This window comes from Rhodococcus sp. BP-349, from assembly GCF_019835845.1.
GTDB lineage: Bacteria > Actinomycetota > Actinomycetes > Mycobacteriales > Mycobacteriaceae > Rhodococcoides.
The window spans coordinates 593,574-613,102 of the sequence record NZ_JABUDR010000003.1 but is presented as its reverse complement, the minus strand read 5'-3'; the positions used below and the strand labels follow the sequence as shown (position 1 = coordinate 613,102).

Annotated in this window: 16 protein-coding genes; 4 read left to right on the top strand and 12 right to left on the bottom strand. The window is 68.2% G+C overall.

The window, feature by feature from the left end; genetic code table 11:
• Position 1: 1 nt before the first annotated feature.
• A complete protein-coding gene (locus HQ325_RS19265) occupies positions 2–745 on the bottom strand; it encodes an acyltransferase (RefSeq protein WP_222631815.1) in 744 nt (247 codons plus the stop codon).
• Positions 746–902: 157 nt separating this feature from the next.
• Here HQ325_RS19265 and HQ325_RS19260 point away from each other — a divergent pair, with 157 nt between their 5' ends.
• Positions 903–2,225, top strand: a complete 1,323-nt coding sequence (locus HQ325_RS19260) for a PQQ-binding-like beta-propeller repeat protein (protein WP_222631813.1) — start codon at positions 903–905, stop codon at positions 2,223–2,225.
• Here HQ325_RS19260 and HQ325_RS19255 read toward each other — a convergent pair.
• Genes HQ325_RS19255 through HQ325_RS19235 form a run of 5 tightly spaced genes read right to left on the bottom strand, consistent with a single transcriptional unit; the run spans position 2,210 to position 6,890 of the window.
• Positions 2,210–3,397, bottom strand: coding sequence for a class I SAM-dependent methyltransferase (locus tag HQ325_RS19255; protein ID WP_222631811.1), 1,188 nt, complete (start codon positions 3,395–3,397; stop codon positions 2,210–2,212). The genes HQ325_RS19260 and HQ325_RS19255 overlap by 16 nt on opposite strands.
• Positions 3,398–3,404: 7 nt before the next feature.
• The gene (locus tag HQ325_RS19250; RefSeq protein ID WP_222631809.1) at positions 3,405–4,415 is read right to left on the bottom strand and encodes a class I SAM-dependent methyltransferase; all 1,011 of its coding nucleotides are present in this window, start codon (positions 4,413–4,415) and stop codon (positions 3,405–3,407) included.
• Positions 4,416–4,448: 33 nt separating this feature from the next.
• On the bottom strand, positions 4,449–5,228 hold the full coding sequence (locus HQ325_RS19245) for an enoyl-CoA hydratase/isomerase family protein (protein ID WP_056446209.1): 780 nt from the start codon (positions 5,226–5,228) through the stop codon (positions 4,449–4,451).
• A 10-nt stretch (positions 5,229–5,238) separates the two neighbouring features.
• Positions 5,239–6,057 carry an NUDIX hydrolase gene (locus HQ325_RS19240; protein ID WP_222631807.1) on the bottom strand — a complete coding sequence of 273 codons (819 nt, stop codon included), beginning with the start codon at positions 6,055–6,057 and terminating at the stop codon, positions 5,239–5,241.
• Entirely contained in the window at positions 6,054–6,890 is an 837-nt protein-coding gene (locus tag HQ325_RS19235; protein WP_027507055.1) for an ABC transporter ATP-binding protein, read from the bottom strand. Before HQ325_RS19235 ends, HQ325_RS19240 begins: the two co-directional genes overlap by 4 nt.
• A 43-nt stretch (positions 6,891–6,933) precedes the next feature.
• Between HQ325_RS19235 and glgX the strand changes: the two genes are divergently transcribed.
• The gene (gene glgX / locus HQ325_RS19230; RefSeq protein ID WP_222631805.1) at positions 6,934–9,099 is read left to right on the top strand and encodes a glycogen debranching protein GlgX; all 2,166 of its coding nucleotides are present in this window, start codon (positions 6,934–6,936) and stop codon (positions 9,097–9,099) included.
• Position 9,100: 1 nt separating this feature from the next.
• Here glgX and HQ325_RS19225 read toward each other — a convergent pair whose 3' ends face one another.
• The 3 genes from HQ325_RS19225 to ctaD form a co-directional block, all read right to left on the bottom strand.
• Complete coding sequence (locus HQ325_RS19225; protein ID WP_374107244.1) at positions 9,101–9,889, bottom strand: peptidyl-tRNA hydrolase; 789 nt, start codon at positions 9,887–9,889, stop codon at positions 9,101–9,103.
• Entirely contained in the window at positions 9,886–11,136 is a 1,251-nt protein-coding gene (serB, locus tag HQ325_RS19220) for a phosphoserine phosphatase SerB (RefSeq protein WP_222631803.1), read from the bottom strand. The genes HQ325_RS19225 and serB overlap by 4 nt, the downstream gene beginning before the upstream one ends.
• Positions 11,137–11,217: 81 nt before the next feature.
• Entirely contained in the window at positions 11,218–13,005 is a 1,788-nt protein-coding gene (ctaD, locus tag HQ325_RS19215) for a cytochrome c oxidase subunit I (protein ID WP_027507042.1), read from the bottom strand.
• A 244-nt stretch (positions 13,006–13,249) separates the two neighbouring features.
• On the opposite strand from ctaD, the gene HQ325_RS19210 reads away from it, so the two are divergent.
• Positions 13,250–14,320, top strand: coding sequence for an ABC transporter substrate-binding protein (locus tag HQ325_RS19210; protein ID WP_222631802.1), 1,071 nt, complete (start codon positions 13,250–13,252; stop codon positions 14,318–14,320).
• 24 nt (positions 14,321–14,344) lie between these two features.
• Positions 14,345–14,818 (top strand): NUDIX domain-containing protein, encoded by a 474-nt coding sequence (locus HQ325_RS19205; RefSeq protein WP_222631801.1) that lies wholly within the window; start codon positions 14,345–14,347, stop codon positions 14,816–14,818.
• A gap of 230 nt (positions 14,819–15,048) precedes the next feature.
• Here the strand turns inward: HQ325_RS19205 and nrdF are convergent, their stop codons facing one another.
• The 3 genes from nrdF to nrdE all read right to left on the bottom strand — a co-directional run bounded on the left by nrdF (position 15,049) and on the right by nrdE (position 19,484).
• Positions 15,049–16,014: a class 1b ribonucleoside-diphosphate reductase subunit beta gene (gene nrdF / locus HQ325_RS19200; protein ID WP_056445506.1), complete on the bottom strand. Its 966-nt coding sequence runs from the start codon at positions 16,012–16,014 to the stop codon at positions 15,049–15,051.
• Positions 16,015–16,191: 177 nt separating this feature from the next.
• The gene (locus tag HQ325_RS19195) at positions 16,192–17,232 is read right to left on the bottom strand and encodes a type IV toxin-antitoxin system AbiEi family antitoxin domain-containing protein (protein WP_222631800.1); all 1,041 of its coding nucleotides are present in this window, start codon (positions 17,230–17,232) and stop codon (positions 16,192–16,194) included.
• An 89-nt stretch (positions 17,233–17,321) separates the two neighbouring features.
• Positions 17,322–19,484: a class 1b ribonucleoside-diphosphate reductase subunit alpha gene (nrdE, locus tag HQ325_RS19190; protein ID WP_222631799.1), complete on the bottom strand. Its 2,163-nt coding sequence runs from the start codon at positions 19,482–19,484 to the stop codon at positions 17,322–17,324.
• Positions 19,485–19,529: the final 45 nt, after the last annotated feature.

Here is a 19,529-nt window from a genome sequence, read left to right as displayed (position 1 = left end):
GTCACTCGCTCCCGAGCGACTTCTTGCGGGCGATGTCCTCCAGGGCGGCGACGTACGCCGCGCGGTCCTCCGCGCCGGCCTCCCAGTCGGCGCGACGGTTCCGGACCACTCGTGCGGGTGCGCCGACCGCGATCCCGTAGTCGGGCACGTGTCCCTTGACCACGGCGTGCGCGCCCAGGACACAGCCACGACCGACGACGGTCTCCCGCAGCACGGTCACCTTGGCGGCGATCCACGTGTCGGGTCCGATCCGGACGGGCGACTTCACGATGCCCTGATCCTTGATCGGCATCGTGATGTCCTCGGTCCGATGATCGAAATCGCAGATGTAGCACCAGTCGGCGACCAGAGTGGACGATCCGATCTCGATGTCGAGATAGGTGTTGACGACGTTGTCCTTGCCGAACACCACCTTGTCTCCGATGCGCAGCGACCCTTCGTGACAACGGATGGCATTGCCGTCCCCGATGTGCACCCAGCGGCCGATCTCGAGTCGCGCCAGCTCGGGCGTCGCGTGGATCTCGACGTTCTTGCCGAGGAACACCATGCCGCGCAGCACCACGTGCGGGTTGGCGGCCTTGAAGCGCGCGAGGCGGTAGTACCGCACCAGGTACCAGGGCGTGTACGCCTTGTGGTCGATCACCCAGCGCAGCGACGCGACCGTGAGGAAGCGCGCCTGGTCGGGGTCACGTCGACGCGATCCTCGCCACCGGGTGCGCAACGGCGCGTTCCACATACTGGTCATGGGCGGCACATTACTGTCGGCGCCGCCGCAGGGAACCCGAGGGCCGACCGTAGGGGGTCAGGGGTCAGGGTGGCCAGGGGCCAGGGGGTCGGAACCGTGACGCATCGTTTCAGCCGTTAGTCTCGTGCGAGCCGATCACCCGACATCAGGAGAGTGCATGCACGACGAGAACCCGCGTACCTCGGTGCGCACTCGTCGAGCCGGTGCCGCCCTTCTCGCGGTCGGCGCCCTCGCTCTGGCGTCCTGTGGCAGCGACTCGGGGCCCATCGACATCCTGGGCGACGAGGGATGGCGCGGCGGTCTCGCCGACGCCCACAACTCCGCGTCGGTGACGACAGAAGGCTCACGATCGCTCTCGCTCGACTGGACCCGCCCGCTCGGGGCCCCGACGTACACCCGCCCCTCCGTCGCGCCCAACGGTCAGATCACGGTCACGATGACCGGGGACGCGGGTTGTGCGCTCGGATCGTTCCAGGGCGAGACCGGGCGCAAGCGGTTCTGCAATTCACTCGGGCCGTCGGGCATCTCGTCGACAGCGGTGTCGGACTCGGCGTCCAACCTCTACGCCGGCGATGACGGCGGCATGAGCTCGATCAATCAGAACGGCCAACTGCGCTGGCGCACACCGGTCTACGGGGTACCGCGTACCCCGCAGTTCCTGCCGGACGGCAACGTCCTCGTCGTCACCCAGTTCGGTCAGATCAACGTGCTGAGCAACCAGACCGGAAACGCGGTCGCACCCGTCCTCGACCTGATTCCGAACCCCACCCCGTTGGACGCGCCGAACACGACTCTGCGCCCCGCGGACGACGGTCTGCTGGCCTGCCTCGGCGGTGGGCCGGAGTGCGCTGTCGGTGCAGCCCCGGCCGTCGACCTGACGTCGTCGACCGTCTACCTCGTCCTGTGGCGCGACGGCGCCATCGCTCCCCAGCTCGTTGCGCTGTCCTACACCGGCGGCGACTCCCCCGGCCTCACCGAGGCGTGGTCGTCGCCCCTGCTTCCCGCCGCCGTGACGTCGAGCCCCGTGGTGTCACCCGACGGTGACCGTGTGTACCTCACGGACGTCGAGGGCACCGTCCGGGCGTACTCCACCGAGGACGGTTCCGAGATCTGGTCCTACTTCGTGGGCGACCGCGCAGCGGGCAGTGTGTCCGTCGGCGCGGACGGCACCATCGTCCCCGCGGGCGGCGCGGGCTCGCATCTGCGGGCGATCCGCGACGCCGGCGACCGCCCCGAGACCGTCTGGGAGCGGCCGGATCTCGTGACCCGCGGTTCGTCCGCTCTCACCAGTGGCAGTACGGGGTACACGGTCGCCGGGGGTGACGAACTCTCGCTCGTCACGTTCGACACGGCCACCGGGGAGACGGTCGACACCGACGCACTCCCCGGCGCCGAGGGCTACAGCCCCGGAGTCGTCGTCGGCTCGGACGGCGAGGTGGTCGTCCCGACCGCGCTGGGATCCCTCTACTCGTTCCGCTGAGGCCCGGTGCGCGGCCCGCACACGAAGGCCACCCCCGAGCGCCCGATCCGGGTGATCACGAGCCCCAGCGGCACGGTGCCCCGGAGATCGAGCCGGGGGCGCAGCAACGCAGGATCGACGTCGATGCCGCGGACGAGAATCTCGAGCGACCCGCATCCCAGCTCCGCGAGCCGCTTGCGCAACACCTTCTCGGTGAAGGGCAACCTGTCGAGGATCTCGAAACCCGTCGTCCCCTCCGGTATCGCGTCTCCCGTGAGGTGCGCGATGCGCAAATCCAGTTGCCACAGTCCGTGTCTCGCGGCGTAGTGGCGGACGAGACCGGCCCGCACGACGGCGCCGTCGGGATCGACGATGTACCTGCCCGGGGCGCGATCGTCGTCGATGGCGTCCGAGTCGGCGTCCGTCACCTCCCACGCGGAACCGTCCGACCGGAGCACCGTCGCACGGCGACGCACAGCGGGGTCCGCCACCTCCCCCAGCCAGAGGCACGCCTCGCGGACGGCGCCGTCGAGGGAGACCAGTTCGACCTCGGCCCGCGTGTGTCGGCTCGCGAGGTCGAGACGGTCGACGTCGAGACCTGGTGCGCACTTGACCACCAGATCGCGGCCGGCATAGGCGTCGAGGAGGTCCGGAAGCGGGGGCTCGAGGGCTGCGGGGTCGTGACGGCGGCGGCCGCCGGCGCGGCGGCCGGGGTCGGCGACGACTACGGTGCCGCGCGTGGTGGGGACCACCGCGTCGGCACGCAGCACGGTCACGTCGGGAACGTTGTGTCGTGCCATGGCCAACCGCACCGGATCGAGATCGCTGCCCACCACGATGTCCGCGACCGAGTGCAGGGTGTGCAGTTCGGTGCCGATCGAGCAGGTGACGTCGTGGATTCGACGTCCGCGCAGCCGCTCGGCCCGGTGCCGGGACACCTGTTCGGTGGTGGCCTGCTGCACCGCGTCGTCGGTGACCAACCACGTTCCCGCGAACGGCAGCTTGGTCGCGGCCTTGCGACGCAGGGTGACCGTCTCGATCAGCGCGGCGGCGCGGTCACCGAAGGCGCTGCGGATCCGGCCGATGTCCGAGACCAGCGTGGCCGGCGTCAGCGCACGGTCACCGACGGCGGCCAGCGCGTCGGACGCCCCGGCCAGGTACTCGACGTCGTCGAGGTCGAACGAGTATCCCACCGACGCGTCAGAGCGCGCCGGTGTCCGGCTTCGTGCCCGTGATCATCACGTTGTAGAAGTAGCCCCGGGGCACGACGTGATGCAGCACGTTCTCGTCGAGCCAGGACAGTGACTTCCAGCCGTTGAACGCGAACCTCGCCCAGCCCCAACCCAGCTTCTCCGCCGGCACCGCCGCCTCGAAGGTGCGGACCGGCCAGCCCAGCAGCGCTGCGGCGAACTCCTCGGTCTTGGCCTGCACATCGTCCGCACCCGCGGCGACGGCGATGTTCTCGAGCTCCGTCGGGTCGAAGGTGTGCAGATCGACGACGGCCTCGAGTGCCGCGGCACGGGACGACTCGTCCAGCTCCTGCTGCGGGCGACGCCAGTCCGCGAGGAACGGCAACCGCGTCGTGCGGGTGGTGGCCTCCCACGTGAGACGCCCCAGCCAGCGCGCGTAGAAGTTGCCGACCGTCGTGGGCTCGCCCGCGAACACGAACCGACCGCCGGGCTTGAGCACGCGCAATACCTCGCGCAGCGACTGCTCCACGTCCGGGATGTGGTGCAGCACTGCGTGACCCACGACGAGATCGAACGTGTCGTCCTCGTACGGGATGGTCTCGGCATCGGCGACGCGGCCGTCCACGTCGAGGCCCAGGTTCTCGGCGTTGCGCAGCGCGACCTTGACCATGCCCGGCGACAGGTCCGTGACCGACCCGGTCGCGGCGACGCCGCTCTGCATGAGGTTGAGCAGGAAGAAGCCGGTACCGCAGCCCAGTTCCAGCGCGCGACCGTACGGCAGGGTCTCGGATCCGGCGACCGCGTCGAAACGGCCGCGGGCGTAGTCGATGCAGCGCTGGTCGTAGGAGATCGACCACTTGTCGTCGTAGGTCTCCGCTTCCCAGTCGTGGTAAAGCACCTGGGCCAGCTTGGTGTCCGACCGTGCGGCCTGCACTTCCTCGGCACTCGCGTGCGGGCGCGGCGCCGGATCCGACGGTGCGGTCGAGGCGGCGGTGTCGGTGTGCGGTTCACGAGCGGTCATGGAAGGGAACCCTATCTGAACGAGTGCGGGAGGCTAGTTGCCGGTGAAGTCGGCCTTGCCCGGGCCGTTCTCGAGGAACGACGCCATGCCGATCGCGCGGTCCTCGGTACCGAACAGCGAGGCGAAGACGTGCGCCTCGATCTTCAGGCCAGTCGCGAGGTCGGTGTCCAGACCCTCGTCGATGGCCGCCTTGGCTGCGGCGAGGGCGCGCGAGGCACCGCGGACGAACTGACCCGCCCACGTGCGCGCCGCCTCGTACACGGCATCGGGGGCCACCACCTCGTCCACGAGACCGACGGCGAGCGCCTCCTCGGCCCCGACGAAACGGCCGGTGAACACCATATCCTTCGCGCGGCTCGGGCCGATCAGCCGGGCGAGCCGCTGGGTGCCGCCACCGCCGGGAATGACGCCGAGCAGCACCTCGGGGACGCCGAGCTTCGCGTTGTCGCCCGCGATGCGGCGATCGGCACCGAGGGCCACCTCCAGACCGCCGCCGAGGGCGTATCCGGTGATGGCGGCGACGGTGGGCTTCGGGATGGACGCGATCGCTCCGAGACCGGCCTGCAGAGCGCCGATCGCGTCGGTCATCTGGCCCGCGGACATCTCCGCCATCTCCTTGATGTCCGCGCCGGCGGCGAACACCTTCTCACCGCCGTACACGATGACCGCCTTGACGTCCGGATCCTCGGCGGCGGCCCGCGAGACCTCGAGGAGCTCGCCCTGCACCTGGCGGTTCAGGGCGTTCATCGGCGGCCGGGAGAGCCGGATGGTGCCGATGCCGTCGGTCACGTCGAGAGTCACGAATTCAGCCATGGCCAGCACGCTAGCTGTTCGACGTCCGCTCGGCGCGTGGGGGGAGGTCGGCGCGATACTCGTCGGCGCCGTCGAAGTTCACCCGCACGGATCCACCCGATCCGCTGATGACGGGCTGCACCGGCGCCAGATCGGCCTCTGCGGCCATGGCCTCGGCCACCGACCCGTGACCGGCGAGATGCCGCAGGCACGCCCAGGTGGGCGGCATCAGCATGCGGTCGCCGCGACGGAACTCGTCGAGGGCATCCGCGGGCCGCACCCACGCGGCGTCGACGGCCTCGGACGTCTCGCCGTCGGGACGTTGCCCGGACGGGAGCGCCGCGACGAAGAAGCGGGTGTCGTACCGACGGGTCGTCTCGCCCTCGGGCGTGATCCAACGGGCGTGCGGGCGCAGCAGATCGGAGCGCACCACCAGGCGGGTCTCGGCCAGGAACTCACCGAACGAGATCTCGTGCTTCTCGACGGCACGACGCCGGTCGGCGTGATCGGACGTGTCCGCGACGACGGTGTGCGCGTCGGGCCCGGCGAACAGGACGCCGCACTCCTCGAAGGTCTCGCGCACCGCGGCGAGCACCAGGGCCCGCGCCGCGGCGTCGTCGTCGGTGCCGAACCGTGCCGCCCACCACGCGGGTGACGGGCCGGCCCACCGGTCCTCCCCGTCCGCGGGCGTGCGATCGGTCGGATCCACACCGCCACCCGGGAAGACCGTCATGCCGGCGGCGAACGCCATCCGTCCGACTCGCCGCTGCAGGAAGACCTCGAGCCCTGCCGGCGCATCGCGCAGCAGGATGACGGTGGAGGCGTCCCGCAGCGCGACCGGTTCGGTCACCGCGCTCGCCGATGGGACGACCGCGACCGCTTGCGCCGCGCGAAGAAGCGCCCGTCGGTGCGCTCGAGGGCGATGGCCTGACTGAACGCGGTGGACAAATTCTCCTCCGTGATGACGTCGTCGATGAGACCCTGCGCCACGACTCCGCCCTCCTTGAGCAGCATCGCGTGGGTGAAGCCCGGTGGGATCTCCTCCACGTGGTGCGTGATCAGCACCGTCGCGGGGGCGTCGGGGTCGAGTGCGAGGTCGGTGAGGATGGCGACGAGATCCTCGCGGCCTCCGAGGTCGAGACCCGCGGCCGGCTCGTCGAGCAGCAGCAACTCGGGGTCCGTCATCAGAGCGCGGGCGATCAGGACACGCTTGCGTTCGCCCTCGGACAGCGTCCCGAAGGTCCGGCGAGCGAGATGCTCGATACCGGCCGTCTCGAGCATGTCGACCGCACGCTCGTCGTCCACCTCGTCGTACTTCTCACGCCAGCGACCGAGCACCGCGTACCCCGCCGACACGACCAGATCGGCCACCACCTCGTCGGACGGGATGCGTCCGGCGAGAGCAGAGGACGACAGGCCGATGCGCGGCTTGAGTTCCGAGATGTCGACGTGCCCGAGCGTCTCGCCGAGCACGTGCGCGGTGCCGGAGGTCGGGTAGATCTCCGCCGCGGCGACGCGCAGCAGCGTGGTCTTGCCCGCACCGTTCGGTCCGAGGACCACCCACCGCTCGTCCAGCTCCACGTTCCAGGAGACGGGGCCGACGAGGGTCGTCCCTCCGCGGACGACGGAGACATCGGCGAGTTCGACGAGCAGGTCTGGGTCAGGAGAGGACACGCCTTCCATCTTCCCGCACGCGCGGGGTGCATCCACGGCAGGATCAGCACGCGTGTCGCACGAACAGAACTCACCGAAGTCCGCCGCCGCGTCGGGCAGGCCCTTCCCGCTGGGCGCCCACCCCGTGGAGGGCGGCGTCTGCTTCGCCGTGCACGCACCCGACGCGCACGCCGTCGAGGTGTGTCTGGTGGACGGGTCGGGCCCCGACTCACGGGAGTCGCGTCACCTCCTCACCCAGCGCACGTACGGCATCTGGCACGGTGTGGTCGCCGAGGCCGGCGTCGGATCCGTCTACGGCTACCGCGTCTCCGGACCGTGGAATCCCGAGGCCGGTCACCGGTTCGATCCGCACAAGATCCTTCTCGACCCCTACGCACGGCGCATCGTCGGCAGCCTCGGCGACGCGCGAGCCCTCCTGCCGTATCGCGACGACCCGTTCGGACCGCAGTCGACTGTCGACTCGCTGGGACACGCTCCCCTTGCGGTGGTCACCGCTCCCCTGCCGGCCTCGGACGCACCGCGACTCGAGACCGACTGGGACCGCACCGTCGTGTACGAGGTGCACATCGGGTCGTTCACCGGCGCCCATCCGGACGTCCCCGAGAATCTGCGCGGCACCTACCTCGGACTCGTTCACCCTGCGGTGCTCGAGCACCTTCGTACGCTGGGCGTGACGGCGGTGGAACTGCTTCCGGTGCACGCGTGCCTCACCGAACCCGGTGTGCGCGCCCGAGGGATGCGCAACCACTGGGGCTACAGCACCGGTTCGTACTTCGCCGTCGAACCGTCGTACGCCTCGGTCCCCGGCGCCGAGGTCACCGAGTTCCGCACGATGGTGGACACGCTGCACGAGGCGGGTATCGAGGTGATCCTCGACGTCGTCTACAACCACACCTGCGAGGGCGGTGTCGACGGCCCCTCCCTCTCGTGGCGCGGCCTGGACGCGCGCGGGTACTACCTGCTGGACGCCCGCGGTCACGACATCGATCTGACGGGATGCGGCAACACCGTCGACGCCGCGTCCCCGGCCGTCGTCCGGATGGTCTGCGACTCGTTGCGGTACTGGGTCACCGAACTGGGGGTCGACGGCTTCCGCTTCGATCTCGCCAGCACTCTGGGCAGGCCGGGCGGATGGCGCTTCGATCCGCACGCCCCGATGTTGAGCGCCATCGCGGCCGACCCGATCCTGTGCCGCGCCAAGCTGATCGCCGAGCCGTGGGACGCGACCGGGCCCGGGTACCAGGTCGGCGGGTTCGGCGGCGTGTGGAGCGAGTGGAACGACCGCTACCGAGACACGCTGCGCCGCTTCTTCGCCGGGCACGGCGGTGTGCGTGAGCTGGCGTCCCGCCTCGCGGGATCCGAGGATCTGTTCGCGCCGACCGGACGCAGGCCGTGGGCGTCCGTCAACTTCGTCACCGCTCACGACGGCTTCACCGCGCGAGACCTGGTGTCCTACACCGCCAAGCACAACGAGGCCAACGGCGAGTCCAACCGCGACGGCACCGACAACAACCTCTCGGTGAATCACGGCGTCGAGGGCGAGACCGAGGACCCCGCCGTGCTCGCGGCGCGCGATCGACACGTGCGTGCGCTGCTGTCGACCCTGGCCCTGTCCACCGGGACACCCATGTTCCTGGCCGGCGACGAACTGGGACACACGCAGCACGGCAACAACAATGCCTACTGCGTGCCGCAGGGAACATCGGCCGCGGATGCGCACGCGATCGACTGGTCGAGACGGGACGACGCCCTGACGGCGACTCTGGGACGAGCACTGCGGCTGCGTCGATCGGCACCCGTTCTGCGCCAACAGGAGTTCTTCGCCGGTCGTGACACACCCAGCGGCGAACCGGATCTCATGTGGTTCGACCACGACGGGGCCGAGATCGTCGGCGATCGGTGGAACGACGATCACGCCCGGACCCTGCAGGCCTGGGTCGACGGATCCGACGTGCGCATCCCCGCGCTCCGACACGCAGGGGTCGAGGCGGAGACCTTCGATTCGGCTCTGCTGGTGGTGCACTCGGGAGGCGACGCGAACATCGTCCTCCCCGATCACCGTCGACACGGGCCGAACGAGGCTCCCGGTTACGTTCCCGTCTTCGACTCCGCGACACCCGACGGTCGACCGGTGGACGCGTCGCCCGTCACCGCGGGAAGCACCGTCCGAGTGGCCGGTCCGATCGTGCTCGTCTACATCTCGACGATCCCGTCCTGACTCAGGCGGTGCGCGGGACGTCCAGCTCGGCGATCACGGTCATCGACCCGGGGGCGACCTCCGTGTAGCCCGCGTCCCGCACGCCGACGGCGGTGCCGCGCTCGCACTCGGCCACGAGGCGAGACCAGGTCTCGGCATCGGCATCACGGACGCTGACGGCCCACTGCGCGTCCTGCCACGCCCGGACGTCCTCGACCGTCATGGCACCGGCAGCGAGCATCACGGCGTGTCCCACCTGGGCGGCGGTCTTGCCGACGGTCATCTCGAGCTCCGCGTCCACCCAGAGCCGCACGGCACCCTCGGCGTGCGATCCCGGGTCGTCGGCCGGCAGGTCGGTGCCTCCCACCTGGAGCTTGCGCAGCCTCGGGTCCAGATCACCCACACGGCACGGCACGTAGGCCCGAGCCGACGCCCCGCCCACGTCGACGGTCACGCCGTCCACGTCCTGCGCCGCCGTCCACTGCGTGCCCCGCGCGCGACGGGACACCTTGCGGATCCGCGCACCCAGCCACGCCGTGTACTCCTCGTGCCAGGGACCGCCCGGGGCGATGCGCTCGTCCAGGCACACCTGCAGCGTCGCGGACGCCGCCGCGGCCAGCAGGTCGGACCGGGCCGGCGGATCGACCTTGGGGATGTGGAGCACCAGCGGCATCGCGCGCACGTCGGCCGGATCGGGCGGATCGACTCGCGAGCCGTAGGAACCGGCCGCACTCGTCCCGTCCACGAGCAGCGCGTGGCGCTCCTCGAGGGTGGACGGCCGGACGTCCTCGCCCGGACTCTCGTCGATCACGGGATGGGGATGCGGCGAACCCCACCGTCGAGGGAGTCGGCGGCCTCGATCTCACTGCGAGTGACACCGAGGACGAAGAGCAGTGCGTCGAGGAACGGGTACGAGAGCGCGGCGTCCGCGACCTCGCGCAACGCCGGTTTCGCGTTGAAGGCGATGCCGAGACCCGCCGCGGTGAGCATGTCGATGTCGTTGGCACCGTCGCCGACGGCCACCGTCTGCTCCATCGGCACGCCGACCTGCGAGGCGAACTGGCGCAGCGCCACCGCCTTCGCCGCACGATCGACGACGTCACCGATCACACGGCCGGTGAGCTTGCCGTCGACGATCTCCAAGGTGTTCGCCTTGACGAAATCGAGCTCGAGTTCGTGTGCGAGACCCTCGATCACCTGTCGGAAACCGCCCGACACGACGCCGCAGTGATAGCCGAGCCGTCGCAACGTCCGAATCGTGGTGCGCGCGCCCGGCGTGAGCTCGAGATCCTCGGCGACGTCGTCGATGACCGATGCGTCCAACCCGGCGAGAGTCGCGACTCGACGGTGCAGTGACTCCGCGAAGTCGATCTCGCCTCGCATGGCCGCCTCGGTGACGGCTCGGACCTCGTCCTCGACTCCGGCCCGCGCCGCGAGCATCTCGATGACCTCGCCCTGCACCAGCGTCGAGTCGACGTCGAACACGATGAGACGCTTCGCTCGACGAGCCAGTCCGGACCGTTCGACGGCGACGTCGATACCGACTCCGGCGGCCACGGTCGCGAGCGCCGACCGCAACGCCTCGTCGGCCTCGTCGCTCGACAGCCCGCCCTCCTCCTGCGGACGGGCCGAGACCAACAGCTCGAGTCCCGTCACCGGGTAGTCGGCGATACCGCGGATCGAGTCGATGTTGGCGCCCTGTCGCGCGAGTTCGCTCGACAGCACGCTGATGGCTCGCGCGGTGACGGGCCGTCCCAGCACGACGACGACATGGGTGGAGAGGGGCGAACGACCGTGCGCTCCCCCGACCTCGACGTCGACGTGGACACCCACGGTGCCCATGGCCTCCTCGAGGTGCTCCTGCAGGCTCTCGACGTCCCCGGGGCAACTGCCCAGGACACCGAGCGTCAGGCGACCGCGAATGACCACCTGCTCCACGTCCACGACGCTGACGTCGTGTCGCGCCAGCGAGGCGAAGAGCACGGATGTGACACCGGGCTTGTCACCGCCGGTGACCGTCACGAGCACGGACGTCGGGGCGGGTGGTGTCTCCACCATCGAGGTATCTCCTTGTCACACGAAAAGCCCCTCACCGTGAGGAGAGGGGCTCGTCGCTGGAACGGTCGTGGAACGAGAGGACTACTTGTCGCGGTCGCCCGAACCTTCGTGATCGCTGGTCGCGATCGGCGCGCGGCGTGCCTGCTCGAGCACCTCGGTGGTCTTGCCTCCACCGTGGCCCGGTCCCACATGCGCTTCGTCTCGCATGCGTTCGACCATGTGCGGGTAGTGCAGCTCGAACGCGGGGCGCTCGGAGCGGATGCGCGGGAGCTCCACGAAGTTGTGGCGCGGCGGCGGGCAGCTGGTGGCCCACTCCAAGGAGTTGCCGTAGCCCCACGGATCGTCGACCGTGACGACCTCGCCGTAGCGGTAGCTCTTGAAGACGTTCCAGAGGAACGGCAGCGTCGAGGCGCCGAGGACGAAGGCACCGACCGTCGAGATGGAGTTGAGCACCGTGAAGCCGTCGGACGGGAGGTAGTCCGCATAGCGACGCGGGAATCCCTCGGCGCCGAGCCAGTGCTGCACCAGGAACGTGGCGTGGAAGCCGACGAAGGTGGCCCAGAAGTGCCACTTGCCGAGAGCCTCGTCCATCATCCGGCCCGTCATCTTCGGGAACCAGAAGTAGATACCGGCGTAGGTCGCGAACACGATCGTGCCGAACAGCACGTAGTGGAAGTGCGCCACCACGAAGTAGGAGTCGGTGACGTGGAAGTCGATGGGCGGGCTGGCGAGCAGCACACCGGACAGACCACCGAAGAGGAACGTGACCAGGAAGCCGACCGAGAACAGCATCGGCGTCTCGAACGTCAGCTGGCCCTTCCACATCGTGCCGATCCAGTTGAAGAACTTCACACCCGTCGGGACGGCGATGAGGAACGTCATGAAGGAGAAGAACGGCAGCAGCACCGCACCGGTCGCGTACATGTGGTGAGCCCACACTGCGATGGACAGCGCCGCGATGGCGATGGTGGCGTAGATCAGGCCCGTGTAACCGAACAGCGGCTTACGGGAGAAGACCGGGAAGATCTCCGACACGATGCCGAAGAACGGCAGCGCGATGATGTACACCTCGGGGTGACCGAAGAACCAGAACAGGTGCTGCCACAGCAACACACCGCCCGTGGCCGGATCGAACAGGTGCGCACCCAGGTGTCGGTCGGCCGCCAGTCCCAGCAGTGCCGCGGTGAGCAGCGGGAAGGCGAGCAGCACGAGGATCATCGTCACGAAGATGTTCCAGGTGAAGATCGGCATCCGGAACATGGTCATGCCCGGGGCACGCAGGCAGATGACCGTCGTGATCATGTTCACGCCACCGAGGATGGTGCCGAGGCCCGAGAGCGCGAGGCCCATGATCCAGAAGTCCGCGCCCACGCCCGGGGAGTGCACGGCGTCGGTGAGCGGCGTGTAGGCCGTCCAGCCGAAGTCTGCAGCGCCACCGGGGGTGATGAAGCCCGCCGAGGCGATGAGTGCGCCGAACAGGTACAGCCAGTAGCTGAACGCGTTCAGACGTGGGAACGCCACGTCGGGCGCACCGATCTGCAGCGGGAGGATGTAGTTGGCGAACGCGAACACGATGGGCGTCGCGTACAGCAGCAACATGATCGTGCCGTGCATGGTGAAGAGCTGGTTGTACTGCTCGTTCGACAGGAACTGCATGCCCGGGAGGGCGAGCTCCGCACGCATGAGCAGTGCGAGGACGCCACCGAACAAGAAGAAGCCGAACGACGTGACCATGTACATGATCCCGAGCGTCTTCGGATCGGTGGTCGTCACCATCTTGTGGATGAACGATCCCTTGGGCCCCATACGGGGCGGGTACGGCCGTGAAGCCGTCAGCTCGGGGACTGGCTGGGGCGCTAGGGCAGTCACTGATCCTCCTGAAAGCGCGTCTCCCCGTGCCCGAGGTGGACGCATGAAATTCGTGCGCTCCATGGATCGTAACCCCATGACACACGAACTGCGGCACGGGTCCTACGAAGTGTCGTACTTCCACCCGGGTGTCGCATTTTCCGGCCCGCGGGACGCGCTCTTCCGAAGGCCTCCACGACCGGAGCTCGGCCTGCCCGCCACTCGCCGAGCGACCGGCTTCCGGGCTGCCCGTAAGGTCTCGGCCATGTCGGATCGCTCTCGTCGTCACGCTCGATCGGTCGTCGCCCTCGCGACGATTCCCGCGATGCTCGCCCTCTCTGCCTGCGGCGACACCTCGAGTGACGACGCCTCCACCATCGTCCGGACCACCACGAACGTGGCCGGAGCCGGCGTGGTCGGCATCGAACGTGACACCGCCGGCCTGTGCGCGCTCCCGCAGCCGGTCGACTCGGTCGGTCAGCAGGGTGACACCCGGCTCGTCGTCGGCAGCGGCCGAGCGACCACGGTGCCCGCCGATCCGCAACGTGTCGTGGTTCTCACCATGACGGCACTCGACGCGTCGTGCGCCGTCGGCACCTGGGAGCGCGTCGTCGGCGCACCCACGGCGCCGCTCGCTCCCATCGCTCCCCCGTCCGGCCTGCTGCGCCCGGACTACCTCGGCACCGGCATCGCCGAGATCGCCGGCGTCGGACCCGAGGGCTCCCCCGACGTCGACGCGATCCGAGCACTGGCTCCGGACGTCATCATCGGCGGCGACGCCCTCGACCCCGCCGTCACCGCGCAACTCGACGGCATCGCCCCGACCGTCCTCACGCGCGCGTCGTCGTCATGGCTCGAACGGTCCACGCTCGCCGCCGCGGCCATGGGTCGGCGCGACGCCGCCACCCGTGCGACGGAGCAGTACCGCGCACGCGCCGAGACCGTGGGCCGCGAGCAGAACTCCCGCATCACCGAGGCGTCTCTCGTGCGCTTCGGCGCCGACGGCGCACAGCTGCTCGGCGACGACAGCTTCGCGGGGCAGGTACTCGCGCAGGCGGGCGTGCGACGACCCGGGCCTCAGCTCGGCGAGACCCGCGCACTCCCGCAGGACGATCTGTCCGACGCGGAGGGCGACCTGATCTACGTCATGTTCGACGGACAGGCGGGGCTGGAACGCGGCACCGTGGTCATGGACTCGGACGCGTGGAAGGACCTCGGCGCCGCGACGGACAGTCGCGTGTTCAGCGTCGACGACACGGTGTGGTCGGGCGAGGGCCTCGTGGCCGCGGGCGCGATCCTCACCGACGTGTCCAACACGCTGAACGGCTACGTCTGACGCGTCGGCGGTAGCGTTCCGGGAGTGCCGATACCCGAGTTCATCACCACCCTGCGCGCCAAGATCGGTCACGATCCGCTCTGGCTCTCCGGTGTCAGTGCCGTCGTGCTCGACAGCGACGATCGTCTGCTGCTGACCCGTCGCAAGGACAACGAGCGCTGGGCGGTGGTGTCCGGCGTCCTCGAGCCCGGCGAGGAACCCGGACCGGCCGCCCTCCGGGAGATCCTGGAGGAGACGGGCGTGACGGCCGAGCTCGTGCGGTTGACGAGTGTCGACGTCACCGAGCCCATCGTCTACCCGAACGGCGACCGCACCCAGTACCTCGACGTCTGCTTCCTCGCCCGGTACGTCGCCGGCGAGGCGCGGGTCGCGGACGACGAGAACCTCGACGTGCAGTGGTTCGCGCGCGACGCGCTGCCCGCGGACATCACCGACACCTCGACTCTCCGCATCGCGAAGGCGCTGGACCACGGCCCGGAGGCCTGGTTCCGGCGGTAGGTGGCGCCGGACCGTGCCGTCCGGCCGCGCCGACGCGTCCTGTGGGCACCGCTGGACAGTGTCGGGCGCGCCCGCACACCCTCACCGATTTCGGCCACCTTCACCGGTTACAACCGGTGCAGATTGCTACAACCGTTGCAGGAGGGCGCAACGGCGCACGTGCTCGGCCCTCACCAGACATGACTCGGGGCACCACCCGCAAAGCGGACGGTGCCCCGAGGTGAGGTGGGTCAGAAGTCCCAGTCGTCGTCCTCGGTGTTGACTGCCTTGCCGATGACGTACGAGCTGCCCGAACCCGAGAAGAAGTCGTGGTTCTCGTCGGCGTTGGGTGAGAGCGCCGACAGGATGGCCGGGTTGACGTCGCACTCGTCCTTCGGGAACAGGCCCTCGTAGCCGAGGTTCATGAGCGCCTTGTTCGCGTTGTAGCGCAGGAACTTCTTGACGTCCTCAGTGAGGCCGACCTCGTCGTAGAGGTCCTGCGTGTACTCGGTCTCGTTCTCGTACAGCTCGAAGAGCAGATCGAACGTGTAGTTCTTCAGCTCCTCGCGCTCGGCGGGCGAGCGGGTCTCGAGTCCGCGCTGGTACTTGTAGCCGATGTAGTACCCGTGCACGGCCTCGTCGCGGATGATCAGGCGCACGAGGTCGGCAGTGTTGGTGAGCTTGGCCCGCGAGGACCAGTACATCGGCAGGTAGAAGCCCGAGTAGAAGAGGAACGACTCGAGCAGGGTCGAGGCGACCTTGCGCTTCAGCGGGTCGTCGCCCTTGTAGTAGTCCATGACGATGGACGCCTTGCGCTGCAGATTCGGGTTCTCCTCCGACCAGCGGAACGCATCGTCGATGTCGCGCGTGGAGCACAGCGTCGAGAAGATCGACGAGTAGGACTTGGCGTGCACCGACTCCATGAACGAGATGTTGGTGTACACCGCCTCCTCGTGCGGAGTGATGGCGTCCGGGATGAGCGACACGGCGCCGACGGTGCCCTGAATCGTGTCGAGCAGCGTCAGACCCGTGAAGACGCGCATGGTGAGCTGCTTCTCGTGGTCCGTCAGCGTGTCCCAGGACGGGATGTCGTTCGAGATCGGCACCTTCTCGGGCAGCCAGAAGTTGCTGGTGAGCCGATCCCAGACCTCGGAATCCTTGTCGTCGACGACGCGGTTCCAGTTGATCGCGGAGACGCGATCGATGAGCTTCACCATGGGTACCTACCTGCTGATCGATGACTCTGCTTCACGGCTGCACCTGCGGTGCGCCGGGGACTGCGAGAAATGCGGCCGTGGCCGCGAATTGTCACTGACGGCAACACTACCCGTTGTGGCATGCCCCGGGGGCCAACACAACACCGTGTGTCTCCGACCCGTGCGCCTCATGCGCGTTCAGAGATGCGCACGACGCTCACAACGGGCGCAGCCCGACCACTCGCCTACCCACCCCTCACGACGGAGGACGGTCGTCACCTCACGTGCGACACCGCAGGGATCGTCGACCACCTCGTCGTACCCGAAGACCAGACGCGGGCGGCCGGCAAGTTCCGCGGCGTTATCGCGTCGACGGTCGCGGAAGGCCACGCCGGGCATCGCGTGGAACCGACGGCCGTCCAGTCGAACGATCAGGTCGACGCCGACGTTCGAATAGTCGACATCCTCGAACAATGTCCGCCCGTCGACGCGAACAGGGCTCTGACGTGCACCGACGGGAAATCCATGCGCCTGCTCGACCTCGAGTGCGTACGCGAGTTCGAGAACGGACTGCACCCCGTCGGACATGTACCGCACAGCCTGTTCGAGGGCCACACGGTAGCGGTAGGGGCGACGCTTCTCGAGTCGCTCACGGATGTCGTCGAGGCGCACGATCCGACTGCTCACGTAGGACACCAGACTCGTCATCGCTTCGCGCGCAGTCGATTCGGATGTCGCAAGGTCGATCGCCGTGTCGGCCGCACGGGTTCTCGGTAGCGGCCCGTCGTGCACGATGTGTGCATGAGCGCGGGACCGATGCACCACGACCCCGGGATGTAGAACTGACCCGACGCGGGCCACCGGTCCCGTCGCCGTCACTCGGGAGCGAACCCTGGTGGGACTCTGGCACCGCGCCGAACGGCCGTAGGGAACCGTGACATGGGCGCGTGCACCCGATGAGACTCGCCGCAGACCCCACTCCTCCGCTGCGCTCCGGTGACTGAGCAAGGAGTCCGGGCCGCCGTAGAGCAGGGCGGCGCGCAGAGTCTGTTCCCGATCGAGCGGACCTGCTGCGATGGCGTAGACGCCCCGAAGAACGATCGCCCAGCGGCCCGACTCGACGTGGCGCCGAACTCTGTCTCGGCTGTACCCGAGGCCCGTCACTTGCGATTGAGTGAACAGGCCTGACTGGTCGTCCACTAGCCGATGCGATTCATGTTCGTCCCCCCGGATGCGCATGCGGGGATGGTGCACGACCGGTACGACACCCGTCCGTGCGCCTTTTGCGCATCGTCAGATGCGCAAAAGGCGCACGGGGGCGAAGCCCACTAGAGCATGCACGAGACGCAGTTCTCCACCTCGGTCCCCTCGAGGGCCATCTGGCGCAGCCGGATGTAGTACAGCGTCTTGATTCCCTTGCGCCACGCGTAGATCTGCGCCTTGTTGATGTCGCGGGTGCTCGCGGTGTCCTTGAAGAACAGCGTGAGGGACAGACCCTGGTCGACGTGCTGCGTCGCAGCCGCGTACGTGTCGATGATCTTCTCGTAGCCGATCTCGTACGCGTCCTGGTAGTACTCCAGGTTGTCGTTGGTCAGGTAGGGCGCCGGGTAGTAGACGCGGCCGATCTTGCCTTCCTTGCGGATCTCGATCTTCGACGCCACCGGGTGGATGGAACTGGTGGAGTAGTTGATGTACGAGATGGAGCCGGTCGGCGGGACGGCCTGCAGGTTCTGGTTGTAGATGCCGTGCTGCTGCACCGACGCCTTCAACTCGACCCAGTCGTCCTGCGTCGGGATGCTGATTCCCGACTGGGAGAACAACTCTCGGACACGCGCGGTCTTCGGCTCCCAGGCGCGCTCGGTGTACTTGTCGAAGAACTCGCCCGACGCGTACTTGGACTGCGGGAAGCCTCCGAAGTAGCTGCCGCGCTCCTTCGCCAGACGGTTCGAGGCCCGCAGCGCATGGAACAGCACGGTGTAGAAGTAGATGTCGGTGAAATCGACACCCTCCTCGCTGCCGTAGTGGATGCGCTCACGAGCGAGGTAGCCGTGCAGGTTCATCTGGCCGAGGCCGATGGCGTGCGAGGTGTTGTTGCCCTGCTCGATGGACGGCACCGAGTAGATGTGGGTCTGGTCCGACACGGCCGTCAAGCCGCGGATAGCGACCTCGATGGTCTGCGCGAAGTCGGGTGAGTCCATGGTCTTCGCGATGTTCAGCGAACCCAGGTTGCACGAGATGTCCTTGCCCACATGGCTGTACGAGAGATCCTCGTTGAACGTGGACGGCGTGGAAACCTGCAGGATCTCCGAGCACAGGTTCGAGTGCGTGATCTTGCCCTCGATGGGATTGGCCCGGTTCACCGTGTCCTCGAACATGATGTACGGGTAGCCCGACTCGAACTGCAGCTCGGCGAGGGTCTGGAAGAACTCGCGCGCCTTGATCTTCGTCTTGCGGATGCGCGCGTCGTCGACCATCTCGTGGTACGTCTCGCTGACGTTCACGTCGGCGAAGGGCTTGCCGTAGATGCGCTCGACGTCGTACGGCGAGAACAGGTACATGTCCTCGTTCTTCTTCGCCAGCTCGAACGTGATGTCCGGGATGACGATGCCGAGGGACAGCGTCTTGATGCGGATCTTCTCGTCGGCATTCTCGCGCTTGGTGTCGAGGAACTTGTAGATGTCCGGGTGGTGCGCGTGCAGGTACACCGCGCCGGCACCCTGCCGCGCTCCGAGCTGGTTCGCGTACGAGAACGAGTCCTCGAGCAACTTCATGATCGGGATGACACCCGACGACTGGTTCTCGATGCGCTTGATCGGCGCACCGGACTCACGAATGTTACTGAGCAGCAACGCGACTCCGCCGCCACGCTTGGACAGCTGCAGGGCCGAGTTGATGGAGCGACCGATGGACTCCATGTTGTCCTCGATGCGCAGGAGGAAGCAGGAGACGGGCTCGCCGCGCTGCTTCTTGCCCGAGTTGAGGAACGTGGGGGTGGCCGGCTGGAAGCGGCCGGCGATGATCTCGTCGACCAGATCGGTCGCGAGCATCTCGTTGCCGGCGGCCAGCGTCAACGCGACCATGCAGACCCGGTCCTCGAAGCGCTCCAGGTAGCGCTTCCCGTCGAACGTCTTGAGCGTGTAGGACGTGTAGTACTTGAACGCACCCAGGAAGGTGGGGAACCGGAACTTCTTCGAGTAGGCGTGCTCGATCAGACCCTTGACGAAGGATCGCGAGTACTGGTCGAGAACCTCTGCCTCGTAGTAGTTCTCCTCCACGAGGTAGTCGAGCTTCTCGTCGAGGTTGTGGAAGAAGACCGTGTTCTGGTTGACGTGCTGCAGGAAGTACGCCCGCGCGGCGTCCCGGTCCTTCTCGAACTGGATCTCGCCGTTCGGCCCGTACAGGTTGAGCATCGCGTTCAGAGCGTGATAGTCGAGCTCCGAGTCGTCACGGCGCGACACGGCGGGAGACGAGTCGGTGATGGTCGGTGCCATGTGCGTACTCCTGAGATCGATGATGGGCGGTACTGGTGCGGACGA